The sequence below is a fragment of the Bacteroidota bacterium genome (assembly GCA_036522515.1).
Classification (GTDB): Bacteria; Bacteroidota; Ignavibacteria; order UBA10030; family SZUA-254; genus VBOC01.
Genome location: DATDFQ010000019.1, coordinates 80,046 through 99,401, shown reverse-complemented (window position 1 = coordinate 99,401; position 19,356 = coordinate 80,046). Strand labels below are relative to the sequence as shown.

The window sequence follows — 19,356 nt, the reverse complement described above, 5'->3', positions numbered from 1 at the left end:
GAGGGAGGCAAGGTAGTCTATTCGGAGGCCATTGTCAACGACACGGTTTTCAGGGTAGTGTCGCAGTCTCACCGAACATGTCATCCTGAGGGAGCGTAGCGACCGAAGGATCTCGTTCCGGTTCGGAGAAGATCCTTCGCTGCGCTCAGGATGACAAAATAAGACACTACCGTTTTCTGAGTAGTGTCGCAGTTTCACCTTCTCTCGTCATCCCGACATGTTTTAGGCCGGGATCTTCATAAAAGAGTTGAAAGATGCTGACCAGGAGCATGTCAGCATGACGAGGTCGAGAGAGGTTCGCCCAAATTGAGACACCACCGTTTTCAGCGGGGTGTCCTTCTTTGACTTTACCGCCGCTATTTCATATATTTTTTCGCGCGGCAGCCGGTTCGCGGGCTGCGGCAGCCATAAAACCGGGTGCGAAACCCTTTTTTTGTTTTATCCAGAAACGTGCATGGCTGAACGACAATTCGACTTACTCGTGATCGGAGGGGGCCCCGGAGGATACGTCGCTGCCATCCGCGCGGCCCAGCTCGGGATGAAGACGGCGGTCATCGAGCGGGACAAGCTGGGCGGGATCTGCCTCAACTGGGGATGCATTCCGACCAAGGCCCTCCTGAAAAACGCCGAGCTCTACCGCCATTTCAAGGATGCGGACGAATGGGGGATCAGCTGCAAGGATTTGAAGTTCGATTTTACGAAAATCGTCAAGCGGAGCCGGGATGTCGCGCTCCGGAACTCCAAAGGGGTGGAATACCTCTTCAAAAAGAATAAGATAGAGCACATCCCGGGCCAGGGTCTGCTCCTTGGAAATGGAAAAGTCTCGGTTTCGCGCGAGGGAAAGGAAACGGAGACGGTCTCCTCGGGCCATATCATCATCGCCACAGGCGCGAGGGCGCGCTCGATCCCGAACGTGAAGATCGACGGGAAACGGGTGATCTCCTACATGGAGGCGATGGTCCTGCCGGAAATTCCAAAATCGATGGTCATCATCGGGGCGGGCGCGATCGGAGTGGAATTCGCCTACTTTTACAATGCCTTCGGCACCGCAGTGACCCTTCTGGAAATGAAGCCGAACATCCTTCCCATTGAGGACAAAGAGATCTCGAAATTGCTCGAGAGCAGCCTGAAAAAACAAGGGGTCGGGATCCACACCGAGCTGAAGACCGAAAGCGTGACCGTCGCGAAGGACGTCACCGTTGGCGTCTCGACGAAGGAGGGAAAGAAGCAATTTGCGGGAGAGGTCGCGCTCATGGCGATCGGGGTGCAGGGAAATGTGGAGCAGCTCGGGCTCGAAACCGCGGGCGTCATCCTTGAGAACGGGTGGATCAAGACGGATGACTTCGGCCGGACGAATGTGCCCGGTCTCTATGCAATCGGCGACGTCGCCGGACCCCCCTGGCTGGCCCACGTCGCGCAACGGGAAGGGGTGATCTGCGTCGAGGCGATCGCCGGGAAAAATCCCCAGCCGATCGACTATGACAACATCCCGGGTTGCACCTACTGCCAGCCGCAGGTCGCGAGCCTCGGCATGACCGAAGAGCGCGCGATCGCCGAAGGCCGGTCGATCAAGGTGGGCCGGTTTCCGTTCAGCGCGAGCGGGAAGGCGCGAGCCATCGGCGAGACCGAGGGCCTTGTGAAACTCATCTTCGATGAAAAGTACGGGGAGCTCCTCGGCGCGCACATACTCGGATCTGAAGCCACCGAGATGATCGCCGAACTCGGCGTGGCAAAGACGCTGGAGTCCACCGCCGACGGAATCATGAAAACGATTCATGCCCACCCGACTCTCTCCGAAGCGGTGTTGGAAGCGGCCGAGGGCGCGTACGGTCACGCGATCCACATATGATTGAAGTGGTGGATCTCGGGCTCACCTCCTACCGGGCTGCTTGGGAATTGCAGCGGGAGGTGTTCGGTCTGCGCCTGGACGGAAAAATCCCGGATGTCCTCCTCCTCAATCAGCACAATCACGTCTACACACTCGGAAGAAACGCCGACCCCGATCATCTGCTCGCGGCCGAGGGCGAACTGAGCGAGGGGGGGATCGAGGTTTGCCTGACCGACCGGGGAGGGGACATCACCTACCACGGGCCGGGCCAGATCGTCGGGTATCCCATTATCGACCTGAGCGCCTACTACCGCGACGTTCATCGCTATCTTCGGGACCTGGAGGAAGTGCTGATCCGGACGCTTGCCGGATATGGCCTCTCCGCGCGGCGCGACGGGGATTTTACGGGCGTATGGGTGGGGAGTGAAAAAATTGCGGCCATCGGCATAAAGGTCAGCCGCTGGGTGACGATGCACGGGTTTGCCCTCAACGTGAACACGGATCTCTCCTACTTCGAACGGATCATCCCGTGCGGAATTTTTCACCGCGGCGTCACCTCCATGCAAAAGCGGCTGGGATGCGAGCTACCGCTTTCGGCGGTCTCGGGAGAGATCGCACATCATTTTTCCGCCGTCTTCGGCGTCGAAGCATTCAGCCGCGACGCGGCGGATTTCAGAGAGATGGTACGTCAATTTCATTCAGAGGATGTGGAATGTCCCCAGTAAGAAGGCCGCCCGCGAGGGGAGAAGAGTCCCCACCCAGGGTAAAAGGGAAAAAGACGAACGGCGAGTCGATGAATCGGGATGCCGGCGGTACAGGCGCCGGACCGACGCTCATCGATGCCTACCGGACGATGTTTACGGCGCGGAAGATCGACGACAAAATTCTCACGCTGCTCCGGCAGGGGAAGGTGTTTTTTCACATCGGCGGTTCGGGGCATGAAGCGGTCCAGGTTGCGACCGCAATGGCTCTCACTCCCGGCAGGGATTGGGCCTATCCGTACTACCGGGATCTCCCTTTTTCGCTTGCATTCGGATACACGGTCGAAGAGGTGTTCCTCGAGGCGCTCCACAGGGCGAAAGGTCCGAGCAGCGCGGGTTTCGCCATGCCGTTTCACTGGGGCCACAAGAAATGGCGGATCGTTTCTCAATCCAGTCCCACAGGCACGCAATACCTGCAGGCGGTCGGGACCGCGCTTGGCGCCGTCCGGGAGGGAACGGACGAAGTCGTGTACGTCTCCTCCGGCGAGGGGTCGACCAGCGAAGGAGAATTTCACGAGGCGGTCAATTGGGCCGCCCGCGAGCATCTCCCGGTGATTTTCCTAATCCAGGACAACCGGTACGCGATCAGCGTGCCTGCCAGGGAGCAAACGGCGGCGACCTCGGTCTACCATCTGGTGAGCGGCTATGAAGGGCTGAACCGGTACGAAGTGGACGGCTGCGATTTTCTGGCCTCTCACAAGGTGGCCCTCGAAGCGGTCGGCAAAGCAAGGAAGGGAGAAGGGCCGAGCCTGATTCTTGCCAACACCGTCCGGCTTCTTGCCCATTCCTCCTCGGACGACCAGCGAAAGTATCGCTCGGAGGACGAGCTTGCCAAAGATCGGGCGCGCGATCCCCTTCCACGGCTGGAGCAACGGCTCATTGCCGAAGGCCTGGTCACGCGCGATGGGGTGGCAAAAATCCAGCGGGAAGTGCTGGAACGGATCGACCGCGCCGCCGACATGGCGGAGGCGGAACCGCAGCAGGATCCGGGAACGCTCCTGAAGTACGTCTATTCCCCTGAAGAGGGGGTGCCCGCAAAAGGATTTGTCGAGCCGGCTCCCGAGGGGAAGTCGATCGTGATGGTCGATGCGATCAATCACGCTCTCGCCGAGGAAATGGACCGCAACCCGAAGATGCTGATCTATGGCGAGGATGTCGCGGGGGATAAGGGAGGAGTGTTTACCGCGACGAAAGGACTCACAGCAAGATTCGGGCGCGAAAGGGTTTTCAACTCGCCTCTCGCGGAGGCGAGCATCGTCGGCACGGCGCTCGGTCTGGCGGTGCGGGGCTTCAAGCCGGTCGTTGAAATACAGTTCGGAGATTACATCTGGCCCGCGTTCATGCAGCTGAGGGACGAGGTGGCCATGCTCCGGTTCCGGTCGTTCAATGAGTGGTCATGTCCGATGGTCGTCCGTGTGGCGGTCGGGGGATATATTCATGGCGGCCTCTATCATAGCCAGAGCATAGATGGGTTCTTCACACACGTCCCGGGGCTCAGAGTGGTCTTTCCTTCAAACGCATCCGACGCCAAAGCCCTCTTGAAGACCGCTTGCCGCTCCGGCGACCCGGTAATTTTCTGTGAGCATAAGGGGCTCTACAGGGCCAGCTATGCCGCGGCAATCGAACCCGGAATGGAGTATTGTCTCCCGTTCGGACTGGCAAGGGTCGTGCAGCAGGGGAACGACATCACGGTGATCACCTGGGGGATGATGGTTCAAAGGTCGGTGGAAGCGGCGCGCACCGTTGCAGAGGAAGGGAGCAGCGTTGAGGTGATCGACCTGAGGACACTCAACCCGCTCGATTTTGATACAGTTTTGGCCTCGGTGAAGAAAACCGGGAAAGCCCTTATCGTGCACGAGGATACGCTCACAGGAGGGTTCGGAGCAGAAATCGCTGCTCGCCTGGGAGCAGAAGCATTCGCATCGCTTGATGCTCCCGTCGCCAGAGTAGCGGCTAAAGATGCTCCGGTCCCTTACGGGCCAACGCTCGAAAATGCCATGCTCCCGCAGACGAAAGACATCGTTTCCGCCTTGCAGCAATTGGCCGGTTACTAACCGATGCCCTCTCCGGATCTTGTAAAATCAAAGCGTTCGGCCTCGAAGTCCGGTCCGGTTCGGAAAGTGGAACCGGATTCCGGGGTTGGGAATGACGACCTCCTGGCAATGTACGGATACATGCTCCAGACCCGTGAATTTGAGGATGCGATCCTCCGGCTTTACCAGCAGGGCAAGATCGTGGGGGGGGCATATTCCGGACGGGGGAACGAAGCAACATCGGTGGGGAGCGCCTATTCCCTGGGAAAAGACGACTACATTTTCCCGATGCACCGGGACCTCGGAGCCCATCTCGTGAGGGGACAGTCCCTCGATAAACTGGCTTTGCAATATCTGGGCCGCGCGGGCGGATTCTCGAGGGGGCGCGACGGAACGGGGCACTATGCAGATCCGGCGAAGAAGATATTCGGGAACATCAGCCATCTCGGTGCGATGGTGCCCGTGGCTGTCGGTGTCGCCCTCGCGAGCAAGCTGCGGAAAGAAAAGTCGGTGGCCATGACCTATATCGGGGACGGGGGCTCGAACGTCGGCGAAGTGCACGAAGGGCTCGCGATGGCTTCGGTGATGCGTCTCCCCTTCGTCCTGATCATCGAAAACAACCAATACGCTTACTCCACGCCGATCTCGAAACAGTTTCTGGTCGCGCATCTTTCCGAGCGGGCGAGCGGATACGGCATCCCCGGCGTTTCGGTGGACGGGACCGACCTCCCTTCCGTCTACCGCGTCTGCAAGGAAGCGGTGGAGAGAGCCCGGGACGGTGGCGGTCCCTCGATGATCGAATGCGTGACGATGCGGATGCAGGGCCATGCCGCGCACGATACCGCATGGTACGTGCCGAAAGACCTCCTGGCAGAATGGAACAAGAAAGACCCGCTCGAGCGGACGGAGAAACTTCTTTTCTCGAAGGGCCTCTTGACGGATCAAAAGAAAGCGTCCCTGATCGCCGGCGCGAAACGCCTCGTTGAGGAGGCGCTCCGGAAGGGGCTCGAAGCGGGTTACCCTCAAGGCAGCGACGCCGCAACGGGCGTGTATGCGGAGGAGAGTTCGCGACCGTGAGAGAGCCTGTCACATACATCGGCGCGATCAGCGAGGGTCTTCGCGAGGAGATGCGGCGCGACAGTTCGGTGTTCCTCCTCGGCGAAGACATCGGAGCGTACGGCGGTGCGTTCAAGGCGACCGAGGGCTTTGCGAAGGAGTTCGGCGAAGACCGCGTCATCGACACGGTGCTCGGAGAGTCGGCCATCATCGGGGCGGCGATGGGCGCCGCCATCGTGGGGATGCGGCCGGTGGCGGAGATGCAGTTCGCCGATTTTGTGACCAACGGGTTCAATCAGATCGTGAACAACGTTTCGAAATTTCACTACAGGACTGGCATTCCGGTCCCGATGGTCGTGCGGCTCCCCTCCGGAGGAGGGATCCGCGGCGGCCCCTTTCATTCGACGAACCCGGAGGCGTGGTTCTTCCACGTCCCCGGCCTTAAGATCGTTGCGCCCTCCACGCCGTACGACGCGAAGGGGTTGATCAAAGCCGCGATCCGCGATCCCGATCCGGTCCTCTATTTCGAACACAAGTATCTCTACCGCCACGTCAAAGCGGAATTGACCGAAGAGGATTTTGTGGTCCCGATCGGCAAGGCGGATCTCAAGAGGAAGGGAAGCGACATCTCCGTGATCACCTACGGGACGGGTGTTCACTGGGCAATCGAAGCCGCGGAGGCCATCTCGAAAGAGGGAACCGATGTCGAAGTGCTCGATCTCCGGACGCTTCTGCCGCTGGATACCGGTGCGATTCTCGATTCGGTGAAGAAGACCGGAAGGGCCCTCATCCTCCACGAGGACAACCTCACGGGCGGCATCGGCGGAGAAATCGCCGCTCTCATCGCCGACCGTGCGTTCGAATACCTCGACGCGCCCGTGAAGCGAATCGGATCGATCGACACCCCCGTGCCGTTCGCGCCGCCGCTGGAGGAATTTTTCCTTCCGAACACACAAAAAGTTCTGAACATACTGCGCCAACTGGCAGCATATTGAAATAACCATTACTCCTGAGAGAATTCCATGGCGAAAGTCGACGTTGTCATGCCGCAACTCGGTGAAAGTCTCACCGAGGGCACCATCATCAAGTGGCACAAGAAACCGGGCGATAAGGTGAAGAAGGACGAGACTCTCCTTGAGATCAGCACCGACAAGGTCGATTCGGAAATCCCTTCTCCGGCGACCGGAGTTGTCACGAAGCTCCTCTTCGACGAGCAGAAGACGGTCGAGGTCCGGACCGTCATCGCGGAAATCGACACGGATGAATCCGCCGCGGTGCCGGCCCCCGGCGCGCAGCAGCCGGTTTCACCTCCGAAGGCAAGCGAGCCGGCGAAGCCCGCCCAGGCGGCCGCCGCAAAACCCGCGCCCCCCGCCGCCCCGCAAGCCGCACCCCCGGCGCCGTCACCCGAGCCTGCCCCGGCAGCGGGAGGAAGATTCTATTCGCCGCTCGTCATGAACATCGCCCGCGAAGAGGGAATCGCGATGGCGGAACTTGAACGAATACCGGGAACGGGCGAAGGCGGCCGCGTGTCGAAGAAGGACATTCTGGGCTACCTCGAGATGCGCAAAAAGGGGACCGTGCCGGCGGCCGCAACGCCGGGAGCCCCCGCGCCGGCTGCACAGCCTGCGGGTCCGGCCGCTCCACGCATCGAGTCAACCCTGAAGCATTTCGACGGCAGCGAACTCAGCGCGAAATATCCCGGGCCGAATTACGATATCCTGCAGATGAGCAACGTTCTGAAGCGGATGTCGGAACACATGGTGAAAAGCGTGCAGACGGCCCCGCACGTCTGGGCCGTCCACGAGTGCGATATGACCAATGTGGACAGGGCCCGCCGGAAGATAGGCGAATCGTTCGAGAAACGGGAAGGATTCAAGCTGACGTTCATGCCCTTCATCTGCGACGCCGTGATCAGGGCGCTCAAGGAGTTTCCGCTCGTCAACTGTTCCCTCGAAGGGGACAAGATCATCATGAAAAAATTCATCAACCTCGGCATCGCCGTCGCCTCCGAGACGGGCCTCATCGTGCCGGTGATCAAAAATGCGGACGAGAAGAATTTTACGGGGCTCGCCCGGGCGGTCAACGATCTCGCGTCGCGGACCCGCGCGAAGAAGCTGAGCCCTGCGGATATCGAGGGGGGGACGTTCACGCTGACGAACTACGGGGTCTTCGGGACGATGGTCGGAGTCCCCATCATCAACCATCCCCAGGTCGCGATCCTCGGCACCGGCGCCATCGAGAAAAGGCCCGTCGTCATCAACGACGCGATCGCAATCCGTTCCATCGCGTATCTCACGCTCGCCTTCGATCACCGGATCGTGGATGGCGCGCTCGGCGGGTCGTTCATGGAAACGGTGGTGAAGCGTCTCGAGAAGTTCGACGAATCTCAGATCGTCTGACCCGGCGATGGACTTCATCATTCAGGAAATAGCGCCCCCGTCTTCCGCCACCGGCGGCCAGCCCGCCGCCCAGCCTCCCGGCCGCAGGCCCCCCTGGCTCAAGGCCCGGATTCCGGGGGGAGAGCGGTATGCCCGCCTGAAGAACATCGTCGACTCGCACCGGCTGCACACCGTCTGCCAGGAAGCCCGCTGTCCGAACACGGGCGAATGCTGGAACAACGGGACCGCCACCTTCATGATTCTCGGCGACGTCTGCACGCGGAGCTGCGGTTTCTGCGCGGTGAAAACCGGGAAGCCGGAGGAGCTTGACGGGGACGAACCTCGCCGCGTCGCGGAGGCCGTCGCACTCCTGGGATTGCGCCATGCGGTGATCACGTCGGTCAACAGGGACGAACTCTACGACGGAGGCGCCCAGATCTTCGCCGAGACGATACGAGAGGTCCGCGCGGCAAGCCCGGGTGTTACGATCGAGGTCCTGATTCCGGACTTCCGGGGGGATGAGTTCGCGCTCGATATAGTGCTCGACGCGCTGCCCGACATCCTCAACCACAACATGGAAACTGTCCCCCGGCTCTACCCAACGGTGAGGCCGCAGGCGAAATACGAACGCTCGCTTCAATTGCTCGATCGCGCCCGGAGACGGGGGTTCGCGACAAAGACGGGGCTGATGCTGGGAATCGGGGAGAGTATGAACGAGGTGTTCGATGTCCTGAATGACCTCAGGGAGGTCGAGTGCCGGATTCTGACTCTCGGGCAATACCTTCAACCGACACGAGACCATCTGCCGGTCGACCGATTCGTGGACCCGGATGAGTTCAGGATGCTGAAAGAGGAGGGACTGAAGATGGGTTTCCGGCACGTGGAGTCGGGACCGCTCGTGCGGAGCTCCTACCACGCAGAGCAACAGCTTTAGAGAGTCTTACCTTCTCCTGGTGCGCGGGAGATCGCGCCGCCATTCTCTGCCGGTGGAGCGGGTGGATTCTCCCGGGGGAGTGGGGGGTCTTTTGTCCACCGGGGTCAGGAGATACTGTATCCACGACTTCAGGTCGGCCACCGGCCGTCCCTTCCTCGAAAAGCCGTCGATCCTCGGGTTCTTGATCGCGTCCATCGTGTGCGGGTCGTCGAACGCGGAGACGAAGAGGAACGGTATCTCCGCGAACTTGGCGTTCCCCCTCACGGAACGGTGGAACTTCAACCCGTCCATGACCGGCATGTAGATGTCCGACACGATGATGTCGATCTTTTCACGGTAGAGCGTATCCATCCCCTCCTGGCCGTCCCCTGCGAGGAATACCGTCCAACCCTGATCCTCCAGGAAGTTGCCCACGAGAGTTCTGTATTCGCGTTCGTCGTCGACCACGAGGATGTTCATCGCGTTCCCGCCGAAAATAGGTGGTGAAATTCTGGTTGGATCCGGAGCACGGGTTAATCTACAAAGTCTCCTGTTCAGATTCAAGCAAGGATTTTTCCGTTATTCCGGTGGTGTCGCATTTTCCTGTTATTTGTCATCCTGAGGGAGCGTAGCGACCGAAGGATCTGGCTTTTTCGCTTTTAAATGGCGGGAGATCCTTCGCGGGGTTTACACTGAGCGAAGCGAATGTGCTCAGGATGGCGAGCGGGGAGGAAGAGGGCCAAACTGGCGGATTCCCATTTTTCCCCTTGCCTTTTAGCCAATTTTTCAGTAGCTTAAGAGGCTTCAGCCCCCCGGCTGAGTCAGGTACGCCGATCCGATTCCGCGTGATTGAACAATTTTTGAGGACATTTCAGTGGCACTGGGACAGAGGTTAACGCACTCGTTCACGCAACAAGAAGTTGAACGGAAATGGTATGTGGTGGACGCAAGCGGCCAGACCCTCGGCCGGATCGCGAGCCGTGTCGCGCACGTCTTGCGCGGCAAGCACAAGCCCGTCTTCACGCCCAACAGCGATTGCGGCGACTTCGTCGTCATCGTGAACGCGGGAAAAGTGAAGGTCCTCGGCCGGCGCACCGAGCTGAAGACCTACTTTCATTACACCGGTTACCCGGGCGGGGCGACTGTCGAGTCGTTCAAGGAATTGATGAAGACCAACCCCGAGCGCATCGTGATGCACGCCGTGAAGGGAATGATCCCGCACAACAGGCTCGGCGCGAATGTGATCAAAAAACTGAAAGTGTACCGGGACGCCGCCCATCCCCACGCCGCTCAGAAACCCGAGCCGCTGAAATTGGATTTATAGGAACTTGAAAACCGAGGAGCGTTCATGATCACACATTCTCACCAGATCATCACGATCGGACGCCGGAAGACATCGGTGGCCCGCGTGGTGCTCAAGCCCGGTTCGGGCACCATCACGGTCAACCGCAGGGCGCTGGAACATTATTTCCCGGTCGATACGATGCGAAGCGAGGTGCTGTTGCCGTTTGCCGTGACGGAGACGGTCGGCAAGTATGACGTCGTCGCAAACGTCCGGGGAGGCGGCCTTTCGGGGCAGGCGGGGGCGGTGAAGCTCGGAATCTCCCGCGCGCTCGTCGAGCTCAACGGGGACCTCCGGTCGAAGCTGCGCGTCGACAGCCTGATGACGCGCGACCCGAGGATGGTGGAGCGAAAGAAGTACGGTCAAAAGAAGGCGCGCAAGAGGTTCCAGTTCTCGAAGCGTTAGCCGTAATCAATCATACTCTCTGATTCCGTCGGCAGTGTCGCGTTCGCCTGCGTCGCAGGCGGCCGATTCCGGCGGAAGATGACGGGAGTAGAAGAGCCAACTGACATAAAGGAGTACCGCTGGTATGCCACGCGTTGAACTGACAGACCTGATCGAAGCAGGCGCCCATTTCGGGCACCTGACCCGCCGATGGAACCCCAAGATGAAGCCGTTCATATTCATGGAACGGAACGGTATCCACATCATCGACCTCAAGAAAACACAAGAGCTTCTCGAAGCGGCCTGCAACGCCGTCTCCGGCATCATCGCGGACGGAAGGCGCGTCCTCCTTGTGGGAACGAAAAAACAGGCGAGCCTGGTGATCGAGGAGGAAGCGAAGCGCTGCCGCCAGTTTTACGTTTCGGAGCGCTGGCTGGGCGGGATGCTGACGAATTTCACGACGATCCGCAAGAGCGTCAAGCGCCTGACCAACATCGAGAAGATGGAGACCGACGGGACGTACGACAAGATTACGAAAAAGGAAGCGCTCGTCCTCGACCGCGAAAAGGAAAAGCTCGCGAAAGTTCTTTCCGGCGTCGTCGAAATGACGAGGCTCCCCGGCGCCCTCTATGTCGTCGACATCAAGAAGGAGGAGATCGCCGTGAAGGAGGCGAAGCGGCTCGGGATTCCCGTGTTTGCGATCGTGGACACGAACTGCAACCCCACCGAAGTCGATTATCCGATCCCCGCGAACGACGATGCCATCAAGTCGGTCCAGATGATCACCAGGATCTTCGCGACCGCGATCCTCGAAGGGTCGGAGCGGACAAACGCACAACTCGAAGGAATGGAAGGGGATGCCGGCCGGGAGCAGACCCAGGCCGTTTCTGAATGAACATTTGAAAGGATGAGATCCGACTGTGACTGCTGAGATTAAACCGGAACATGTGAAGGAGCTGCGCGAGAAGACCGGCGCGGGAGTGATGGACTGCAAGCAGGCGCTGGCCGCCTCCGGGGGGAACCTCGAAAAGGCCATCGACTATCTCCGGAAGAAGGGGGCCGCGACGGCCGAGAAACGCGCCGACAGGATAACGAACCAGGGGCTGGTCGAAGCGTACATCCATGCGGGCGGGCGGATCGGCGCGATGGTGGAGGTGAATTGCGAGACCGATTTCGTCGCGAAGACGGACGACTTCAGGGCGCTCGCGAGGGACCTGGCGATGCAAATCGCGGCGATGAGTCCGCGCTACATCGCGCGGGAGGATGTGGCCCGTGAAACCATCGACCACGAGCTGGAGATTTACCGGACGCAGGCCAGGAACGAGAAAAAGCCGGAACAGATGATCGACCGGATCGCGAACGGAAAATTGGAAAAATATTATCAGGAAGTTTGCCTGCTCGAGCAAACGTTCATCCGCGATTCGGGAAAGACCGTGAAGGACCTGATCCTCGACCTGACGGCGAAGACCGGAGAGAAAGTGACGGTCCGCAGGTTCAGGCGGTTCCATCTTGGCGAAAACGGTTCCTGAACACATGTGAAACTCCCGCGGGGAGAGTCCGCAAGCTAAAGCTTGCGGCTACCGATCCTATAACGTTCCGCACGCGTCTCGATGAAGTATAAACGCATTCTCCTGAAGGTGAGCGGCGAAGCCCTCATGGGCGAGAAGGATTTCGGCATCGATCCCCGGGTCCTTCAGCGGTACGCGGAGGAGATCGCGGAGCTCCAGCAGTCGGGAGTGGAGATCGGAATCGTCATCGGGGGAGGCAACATCTACAGGGGGGTCGAGAACTCATCCGACGGTGTCGACAGAGTCACCGGCGACCTGATGGGAATGCTCGCGACAATCATGAACGGACTTGCGCTTCAGAGCGCGCTCGAGCGGCGGGGCACCTTTACCCGTTTGCTCAGCTCCATTAAGATGGAGGAGATCGCCGAGCCCTTTATCCGGCGGAGGGCGATCCGCCACCTCGAAAAAGGCCGCGTCGTGATCTTCGGCGCCGGCACCGGCAACGCCTATTTCACGACCGACACCGCCGCGGCGCTCCGGGCGGTGGAGATCGGGGCGGACGTCATCATGAAGGGAACCCGGGTCGACGGGATTTACACCTCCGATCCGGAGAAAAATCCGAAAGCGAACAGATTCGGGGCGATCTCGTACCAGGACGTCCTGAAGAAAGATCTCAAAGTGATGGACCTGACGGCGATCACCCTCTGCAAGGAGAACTCGATGCCGATCGTCGTCTTCAACATGAATGTCCCCGGCTCTTTGAAGCGGATCGTCGGCGGAGAGAAGCTCGGCACGATTGTCTCTTCCGCCCGCACGGTCCAGGCGGGAAAGCGCAAGCGGCGGCAAAAGACCTGACCTGTTGAACATCCCAAGCGAGGCGGAATGACCAAGGAAATCCTCAAGCAGACAGACGAAAAAATGCACAAGGCGACGGAAGTCGTGCGCCTTGAACTGGTGAAGATCCGGACCGGCAAGGCGACCACCGCCCTGCTCGACGGCATCAAGGTGGAATATTACGGATCACACATGCCCCTCCACCAGGTCGCCAACGTGAGCGTCATGGATGTGCATACGATTTCGGTCCAGCCGTGGGACAAGGCCATGGTCGGCCCCATCGAAAAAGCCATCCAGGCCGAAAACCTCGGCCTGAACCCCGTGGCGGACGGCAATGTGATCCGCGTCCCGATCCCCCCGCTCAACGAGGAGCGCCGGAGGGAAATCGTGAAGCTCGTCAAAAAATTCGCCGAAGAGGGAAAGATTGCGGTGAGAAACGTCCGCCGCGACGCGATCGAGCACCTGAAGCGCTCGGAAAAGGCGGAGCATTTCTCCGAAGACGAACGGAAGCGGGCCGAAGCCGAGGTTCAAAAGATGACCGACAAGTATATAAAGGATGTCGACACGCTCGTCGTGATCAAAGAAAAGGAAATCATGGAGGTCTGACGGCGCTCAGCGCTGTTTTCCAGCGGTTTTTTGGCGAAACATTCTCCCCGGCAAGTGCGTAGAAGTAGTGTAGAGAGAAAAGCCAGGGAGACCCCAAAAATGGAAGCAGGAGCGCACATTCAGAAGAGGTTATACAAGTCGAGGCGGAACCGCGTGATCGACGGGATCTGCGGCGGAATCGCAGAATACTTCGATATCGATCCTACGATCGTCCGCATTCTGTGCGTGCTCGTGACCCTTCTCGGGGGATCGGGCTTTTTTTTGTACATCGCCGCGATGATCATCATGCCCTCGAATCCGGGCGATGCGCCGGTCCATCCTGCGGGGAGCCCCTTCTCCCAACCGACCGACAAACGGCGGTTTTTCGGCATCACGCTCGTGCTTCTCGGAGCGTTCGTTCTCCTGATCAATCTCGGCTGGCTCGCAGACGTGAACTGGTGGTCGTTTTCGCACTCGATCCTGCTCCCGAGCCTGCTCGTCCTCCTCGGAATCGTGCTCATTTATTCCTACCGCCGCCGGCAGAGCGGCGCTGAATCCGCCTCCGGCCAGGCGGCAGAACCGGGGGCGGCGAACCCCGTGCGGCCGAAAGAGCTTCGGCGCTCCACGAAGGACCGGAAAGTGTTCGGAGTCTGCGGGGGGATTGCGGACTACTTCCATCTCGATCCCACGATCGTCCGGGTGCTCTATCTGGTGGTGGTGCTGGCTTCCTTCGGGTGGGGGCTTCTGCTCTATATTATTCTTGCGATCGTGATGCCCGAGGAAAAGCCGGTGATGACTTCACCAGCGGGGGCCCAATGACCGAGGTTCCAACGACCCAGGGGTCAACGACCCAGCTTCCCCAGGTTCCAATGCCGGAAGTTCCCAGGCATCGAACGCACTGGCTTGCCGTCGGCCTGATCCTGCTCGGGGTGGTCATGCTGCTCGACCGGCTCGATCTGATCCAGTTCGGATTCCACATGGCAATCTGGTCCATCCTGCTCATCTTCGGACTGGTGAAAGCGGTCCAGGGATTTGCGCGGAACAGGAGGGGGGCGATTTTCGGAGGAACCGTCGCGTTCCTCTACGGTCTTTTTTTCCTGCTCCGTTCCTCCGACTACGTCGACGTCCGGATGGGAATGTTCTTCCCCGCCACGTTCCTGATCTTCGGCATCGCGCTTCTGATGCTGTTCCTCAACAACTTCCATGAATGGGAGCTGCTCATTCCCGCGAGCCTGCTCTGCGGAATCGGCGTGGCGTTCGTCCTCACCGAGCTCGGATACCTCGACCGGTATGATGTGTGGGATGCCGTCAGGCTCTACTGGCCTCTCGCCCTCGTCGTGCTCGGCCTCGCCCTGCTTCTCCGCCGCAGGGCGCAGGTTCAGTAACTCAGCGTTTCCCCTCCTCGTCAAGCGCCCCGGCAAGCCGCCGGAGCCCTTCTTCCACGTCCGCCGGTTCACCCCCGAGTCCGATCCGCAGATGACGCGGCAGATCGAAGAACCGTCCCGGCACGACCGACGTCTCGTAGTTCGCCAGCAACCGGTCGCAGAAACCGGAGCTGTCGCCCGCTTTGAGGCGCGGCAACGCCACCAACCCCCGTGCGTGTTCCAGCGATTCGAGATCGCCCCGTACGCGGAAGAACCTGTTGACGGCTGCGGCGTTCGCCTCGAGGATCCCGCGGGCGCGGCGCTCGAGGGCGGGAAGCTGGCTGAACGCGATCACGCTCAGGCGCTCGGCCACATGCGGCAGGCTGCTGTAAAAAAGGTCCGCAAGCCTCCAGATTTTTTCCGCGACCGCGGTCTCCGCGAGGATCCACCCGCACCGTAAGCCGCTCAAGCCGTACACCTTTGTCAGGCTGTTCGTGACGACAAACTCCCTGCCGAGATGGTGGGACGTCCGGGGCCGGAGGTCGAACGCGGCGTCGAGGTAGACCTCGTCGACGAGAACGCGCGCGCCCGTCCGCCGTGCGATTTCCCCGATCCGCGACAGAGTCGCTTCATCGGTGAAGGCGCTGCTCGGGTTATGAAGGTTCGTCAGCACGATGAGGCGGGTCCGGGCGCCGGCGGCCCGGATGATATCCTCCGGATCGATCTGAAAGCCGGACTCGAACCGGCGGGGGAAGCGGATGACCTTCGCCCCGAGGAATTCCGCCGCCGACACGATCAATTCGTAGGTGGGCTGTTCGATCAACACTTCGTCCCCGGGTTCCAGGAGCGCGGCGAGCGCGAGGTGGTTCGCCATGGAAGTTCCGGCCGTGGTCACCACGCGGCCCGGGTCGACTTCGTACCGCTCGGCGACCGCCTCCGTGAGCGGACGGTATCCGTATCCGCCCGGACCCGTGAGCTCGAGGTCGCCGGGGGTGAAGGAGAGCCCGTCGATGCGGACAGGGAGGAGGTCGCTCGACGCGAGATTGTAGCGCGCATGCCCGCCGGTTTTCACCCACTCCATGTACTCCGATTTCAGGCGGCGGCCCGGCGTCATCGGGGTCGCCGGAGGGATTTCCAGAAATAATAGACGGGAATTCCTGTGAGGATGATCGCGATCCCGATGCCGGTGTTCGCCGGATATTTATAAACGGTGTTCACCACGATGCAAAAACAGATCGTAATAAAAAGGATGGTCGACCAGGGATGCCCCGGCATGTTAAAACCGCTTCCGGAGTCGTCCGGACCCTGGCGTTTGCGGAGAAGAAAGATGCACGACGCCGATAATCCAAAGAACAAGAAATCGTCCGACACGACATAGCTGAGGAGCTGTTCGTAGGTTCCCGAAAGGGTGAGGAGCATCGCGAGTGATCCCTGGAGAATGATCGCCACCACGGGAACCCGGGTCCGGGGATGCAGCCATGCGACGCTCTTGAAAAAGAGTCCGTCCTGCGCCATCGCAAAGTAGACGCGCGGCGCGGTCAGGATCGATTGGCTCAGGAACCCGAGCGTCGAGATGGCGATGCCCACGGCGATCAGCGAAGCACCTTTTTGTCCCAGCGCCATTCTCATGACCGCCGTGGCCGGAGTTCCCGTCGCCGCGAGCCCCTCGGCTCCGAGAGTCCCGACACAGACCAGATTCACCGCAAGATAGAGCACGACCACCCCGGCGACTCCGATGATCAGGCCGCGGGGGAGATTCTTCTGCGGCTCGCGTATTTCTCCGGCGACAAAGTTCGCGGTCTGCCAGCCCCCGTAGGCGAAGAGGACAGGCACGAGCGCCGCCCCGAACGTGGTCAGCAGGTCGAACGAGAGGGGGGGAGAGGGGGGAGCGACGGCAGGCTGTGCAAATCCGCCCGCCTGGACGATCAGCCGGAACCCGAGCCCCACCAGGAGGAGTATCGCGAGGATCTTCGTGACCATGAGGATGTTCTGAACGGTCGATCCCGTCCGCACTCCGAGGCAATTGACGATCGTCAGAACCCCGAGCGCGAGAATTGCGACCACCGGCTCGCTCAGCGGAACCCCCGTCAGCTCAATGTAGTACCGCGCAAAGATCACCGCCACCGCCGCCATCCCCCCGCAATCGCTGATCAGAAAGAGCGACCAGCCGAACAGGAATGCGATCAAGGGATGGTAACATTCGCGGAGATACGCGTACTGGCCCCCGACGTGCGGCCTCCGAGCGGCCAGCTCCGCGTAGATGAAGGCGCCGATCATGGCGATGATCCCGCCCACGAGCCATGCGCCGAGAATCAGAACAGGGAGATGAACCTGCCGTGCGACGGTGGAAGGATTGATGAAGATGCCCGAACCGATGATCCCTCCCATTACGATCATCGTCGCGTCGAACAGGCCGAGCCGCCGGGCCAGGCCGGGTTTTGCGGGCGCGCTCCCGGAATTCAACGCGGGCTCTCGCTCGCTTTAGACTCGGCTCCCGGCGGAGCGGGGGGGAACGAGAACCGGCTCGAGAGCTGGGCGGAGGGGAGAGGCGGCAGCGCCCTCCTTGGGCTCCATTCGATCTGGCCGATCTCCGAGTCCCAGTAGACAAGCGGTTCGGAGGTGAGAGCCGAAACCATATAGTACTCCTGCCCTTCCCCGATCCGCGTTCCGTCGGTGCGCGACGGAAGCGTAAACGAGTATCCGTTCAGCCAGTGCGGTTTTATGGTCGCGACATACTCCCAGTAAATCGAATCCTCCACGTTTGTGGTGAGAGTGGAAACGGACGCGAACCGCTCGGACGCCGTGGGCTTTTCACCCCTCCAGAGCGCGTATGACGTGACGGTCTGGTTCGGCCACGAATCGACGTAGGAGCCGTTCCACAGGAGCGTGACGGTTCGCTGCGAGTCGCCGGGCGCCGGTCGCACGCGGGCGAGATGGGGGGCGGCGTCCCCGAGGTATCCGACCCGGTCGACCCTCTGCGAATAGATGTCGGAGCTTGTCCCCGTCCGGTAGTCGTACCAGGCGATGATGGCGCCCCGTCCGGTTCCCGTCACGATCACCGGGTTGAATTGTTCGCCGGGAGAGCTGCTCACCGCGACCCCGTCCGCGGGCCATTCAGAGGCGCCGAGGCCGCCGATCCGCTGCGCGTAGATGTCGCCTTCACCGTGGCGGTAATCGAGCCAGGCGATAATCGCCCCGCCCAGGCCGTCGCTTGTGATCGCGGGATAGATCTGGTTCCCCGCCGACTTGCAGACGGGAATTCCGTCCGCGGGCCACTGGATGGTTCCGGCGATGTCGATGTGCTGTGCAAAAATGTCTTTGTTCCCGTTCCGGTTATCGGTCCAGGCGATGATTCCGCCCCTCAGCCCGTCGTTGATAATCTGCGGCGATTCCTGGTCCCCCGCGGCCGTGCAGATCGGAATCCCGTTCAGAGCCCACTGATTCGCCCCGGATCCGTCCACGCGTTCAGCGTAGATATCATAATTCGTTCCGTTCCGTGCGTCACGCCAGACGATGATCCCTCCCCCTGCGCCGTCGCCGATGATCGCCGGATTTCTCTGGTCGCTCCCCGACTCGGAGATCAGGACTCCGTCCCGGCTCCAGAGGGGCAAACCAGATGCGCTCATGCGCTGCGCATAGAGATCGGCGTTTCCCTTCCGGTTGTCGAGCCATGCGATGATTGCGCCCCCGGCCGCGTCGGTGGCGATCGCGGGGTCCGTTTGCCGGTTTGGTGCCGTGCAGACCGGTACCCCGTCGGGCGACCAGAGGCCGCTCCCCGTGGAGTTGACGCGTTGGGCATAAATGTCGTAGCTCGCTCCGCCCCGGAGGTCCCGCCAGGCGACGATCGCGCCTCCCTGGCCGTCGGCCACGAGCGTCGATGCCACCTGGTCGTTCACGGCAGAACAGATGGGTACTCCGTTCTTCTGCCAGAGGGCGAGCCCGCTCCGGCTCACGTGCTGGCCGTAGATGTCGTTCGTGCCCGTCCTGTTATCGGTCCAGGTAAGAATCGCTCCCCCCTCGCCGTCGCTCACGATGGTCGGCGCCGTCTGGTCGTTTCGTGCGAGACAGACCGGAAGGCCGTTCGCAGCCCATTCCACTCGCCCCGCGGCGCTGATATGCTGCGCGTAAATGTCGATGTCGCTTCCCCGGGCGTCCGTCCAGGTGATGATCGCTCCTCCTTCGCCGTCGCCTACCATCGCCGGATAGGACTGATCTCCCGGCGCGATGCAGAGCGGATTGTTTCGCAGGGGATCGTGAGACCATTGCGCCTCGCAGAGCCTGCCGGCTCCCGGGCACAGCGCCGACAGTGTCATAAGCAGTATAAACGAACGTTTCATGAACGGCTCCTTCCGGATCCGGAATCCCGGGCT

Annotated in this window: 19 protein-coding genes; 15 read left to right on the top strand and 4 right to left on the bottom strand. The window is 60.8% G+C overall.

The annotated features are described in order from the left end of the window. Positions 1-454: 454 nt before the first annotated feature. The 7 genes from lpdA (at position 455) to lipA (ending at position 8,990) form a co-directional block, all read left to right on the top strand. Entirely contained in the window at positions 455-1,849 is a 1,395-nt protein-coding gene (gene lpdA / locus VI215_03050; GenBank protein HEY6191283.1) for a dihydrolipoyl dehydrogenase, read from the top strand. Beyond that, a complete protein-coding gene (lipB, locus tag VI215_03045) occupies positions 1,846-2,553 on the top strand; it encodes a lipoyl(octanoyl) transferase LipB (protein HEY6191282.1) in 708 nt (235 codons plus the stop codon). The genes lpdA and lipB overlap by 4 nt, the downstream gene beginning before the upstream one ends. Further along, positions 2,541-4,643 carry a dehydrogenase E1 component subunit alpha/beta gene (locus tag VI215_03040; GenBank protein HEY6191281.1) on the top strand — a complete coding sequence of 701 codons (2,103 nt, stop codon included), beginning with the start codon at positions 2,541-2,543 and terminating at the stop codon, positions 4,641-4,643. Before lipB ends, VI215_03040 begins: the two co-directional genes overlap by 13 nt. 66 nt (positions 4,644-4,709) lie before the next feature. Then, entirely contained in the window at positions 4,710-5,699 is a 990-nt protein-coding gene (locus tag VI215_03035; protein HEY6191280.1) for a thiamine pyrophosphate-dependent dehydrogenase E1 component subunit alpha, read from the top strand. After that, positions 5,696-6,673 carry an alpha-ketoacid dehydrogenase subunit beta gene (locus VI215_03030; protein ID HEY6191279.1) on the top strand — a complete coding sequence of 326 codons (978 nt, stop codon included), beginning with the start codon at positions 5,696-5,698 and terminating at the stop codon, positions 6,671-6,673. Before VI215_03035 ends, VI215_03030 begins: the two co-directional genes overlap by 4 nt. 27 nt (positions 6,674-6,700) lie before the next feature. Then, the gene (locus tag VI215_03025) at positions 6,701-8,077 is read left to right on the top strand and encodes a dihydrolipoamide acetyltransferase family protein (GenBank protein ID HEY6191278.1); all 1,377 of its coding nucleotides are present in this window, start codon (positions 6,701-6,703) and stop codon (positions 8,075-8,077) included. Positions 8,078-8,084: 7 nt separating this feature from the next. Further along, positions 8,085-8,990: a lipoyl synthase gene (gene lipA / locus VI215_03020; GenBank protein HEY6191277.1), complete on the top strand. Its 906-nt coding sequence runs from the start codon at positions 8,085-8,087 to the stop codon at positions 8,988-8,990. Between the two features lie 6 nt (positions 8,991-8,996). Here lipA and VI215_03015 read toward each other — a convergent pair whose 3' ends face one another. Continuing rightward, positions 8,997-9,449, bottom strand: a complete 453-nt coding sequence (locus VI215_03015; GenBank protein ID HEY6191276.1) for a response regulator — start codon at positions 9,447-9,449, stop codon at positions 8,997-8,999. Between the two features lie 394 nt (positions 9,450-9,843). Here VI215_03015 and rplM point away from each other — a divergent pair, with 394 nt between their 5' ends. The 8 genes from rplM (at position 9,844) to VI215_02975 (ending at position 15,007) form a co-directional block, all read left to right on the top strand. After that, a complete protein-coding gene (gene rplM, locus VI215_03010) occupies positions 9,844-10,293 on the top strand; it encodes a 50S ribosomal protein L13 (protein ID HEY6191275.1) in 450 nt (149 codons plus the stop codon). Between the two features lie 24 nt (positions 10,294-10,317). After that, positions 10,318-10,716, top strand: a complete 399-nt coding sequence (gene rpsI, locus VI215_03005) for a 30S ribosomal protein S9 (protein ID HEY6191274.1) — start codon at positions 10,318-10,320, stop codon at positions 10,714-10,716. Positions 10,717-10,840: 124 nt separating this feature from the next. Then, positions 10,841-11,590 carry a 30S ribosomal protein S2 gene (gene rpsB / locus VI215_03000; protein ID HEY6191273.1) on the top strand — a complete coding sequence of 250 codons (750 nt, stop codon included), beginning with the start codon at positions 10,841-10,843 and terminating at the stop codon, positions 11,588-11,590. A 37-nt stretch (positions 11,591-11,627) separates the two neighbouring features. Continuing rightward, the gene (gene tsf / locus VI215_02995; GenBank protein ID HEY6191272.1) at positions 11,628-12,224 is read left to right on the top strand and encodes a translation elongation factor Ts; all 597 of its coding nucleotides are present in this window, start codon (positions 11,628-11,630) and stop codon (positions 12,222-12,224) included. A gap of 81 nt (positions 12,225-12,305) precedes the next feature. After that, complete coding sequence (gene pyrH, locus VI215_02990) at positions 12,306-13,058, top strand: UMP kinase (GenBank protein HEY6191271.1); 753 nt, start codon at positions 12,306-12,308, stop codon at positions 13,056-13,058. A gap of 27 nt (positions 13,059-13,085) precedes the next feature. Beyond that, the gene (frr, locus tag VI215_02985; protein ID HEY6191270.1) at positions 13,086-13,643 is read left to right on the top strand and encodes a ribosome recycling factor; all 558 of its coding nucleotides are present in this window, start codon (positions 13,086-13,088) and stop codon (positions 13,641-13,643) included. A 99-nt stretch (positions 13,644-13,742) separates the two neighbouring features. Further along, positions 13,743-14,441, top strand: a complete 699-nt coding sequence (locus tag VI215_02980; GenBank protein HEY6191269.1) for a PspC domain-containing protein — start codon at positions 13,743-13,745, stop codon at positions 14,439-14,441. Further along, a complete protein-coding gene (locus VI215_02975; protein ID HEY6191268.1) occupies positions 14,438-15,007 on the top strand; it encodes a DUF5668 domain-containing protein in 570 nt (189 codons plus the stop codon). Before VI215_02980 ends, VI215_02975 begins: the two co-directional genes overlap by 4 nt. Position 15,008: 1 nt before the next feature. Here VI215_02975 and VI215_02970 read toward each other — a convergent pair whose 3' ends face one another. The 3 genes from VI215_02970 to VI215_02960 are packed head-to-tail and all read right to left on the bottom strand — an operon-like array spanning position 15,009 to position 19,323. After that, positions 15,009-16,100, bottom strand: coding sequence for a pyridoxal phosphate-dependent aminotransferase (locus tag VI215_02970; GenBank protein ID HEY6191267.1), 1,092 nt, complete (start codon positions 16,098-16,100; stop codon positions 15,009-15,011). After that, positions 16,097-17,449 carry an amino acid permease gene (locus tag VI215_02965; protein ID HEY6191266.1) on the bottom strand — a complete coding sequence of 451 codons (1,353 nt, stop codon included), beginning with the start codon at positions 17,447-17,449 and terminating at the stop codon, positions 16,097-16,099. Before VI215_02965 ends, VI215_02970 begins: the two co-directional genes overlap by 4 nt. Next, positions 17,446-19,323, bottom strand: a complete 1,878-nt coding sequence (locus VI215_02960) for a hypothetical protein (GenBank protein ID HEY6191265.1) — start codon at positions 19,321-19,323, stop codon at positions 17,446-17,448. Before VI215_02960 ends, VI215_02965 begins: the two co-directional genes overlap by 4 nt. Positions 19,324-19,356 lie beyond the last annotated feature (33 nt).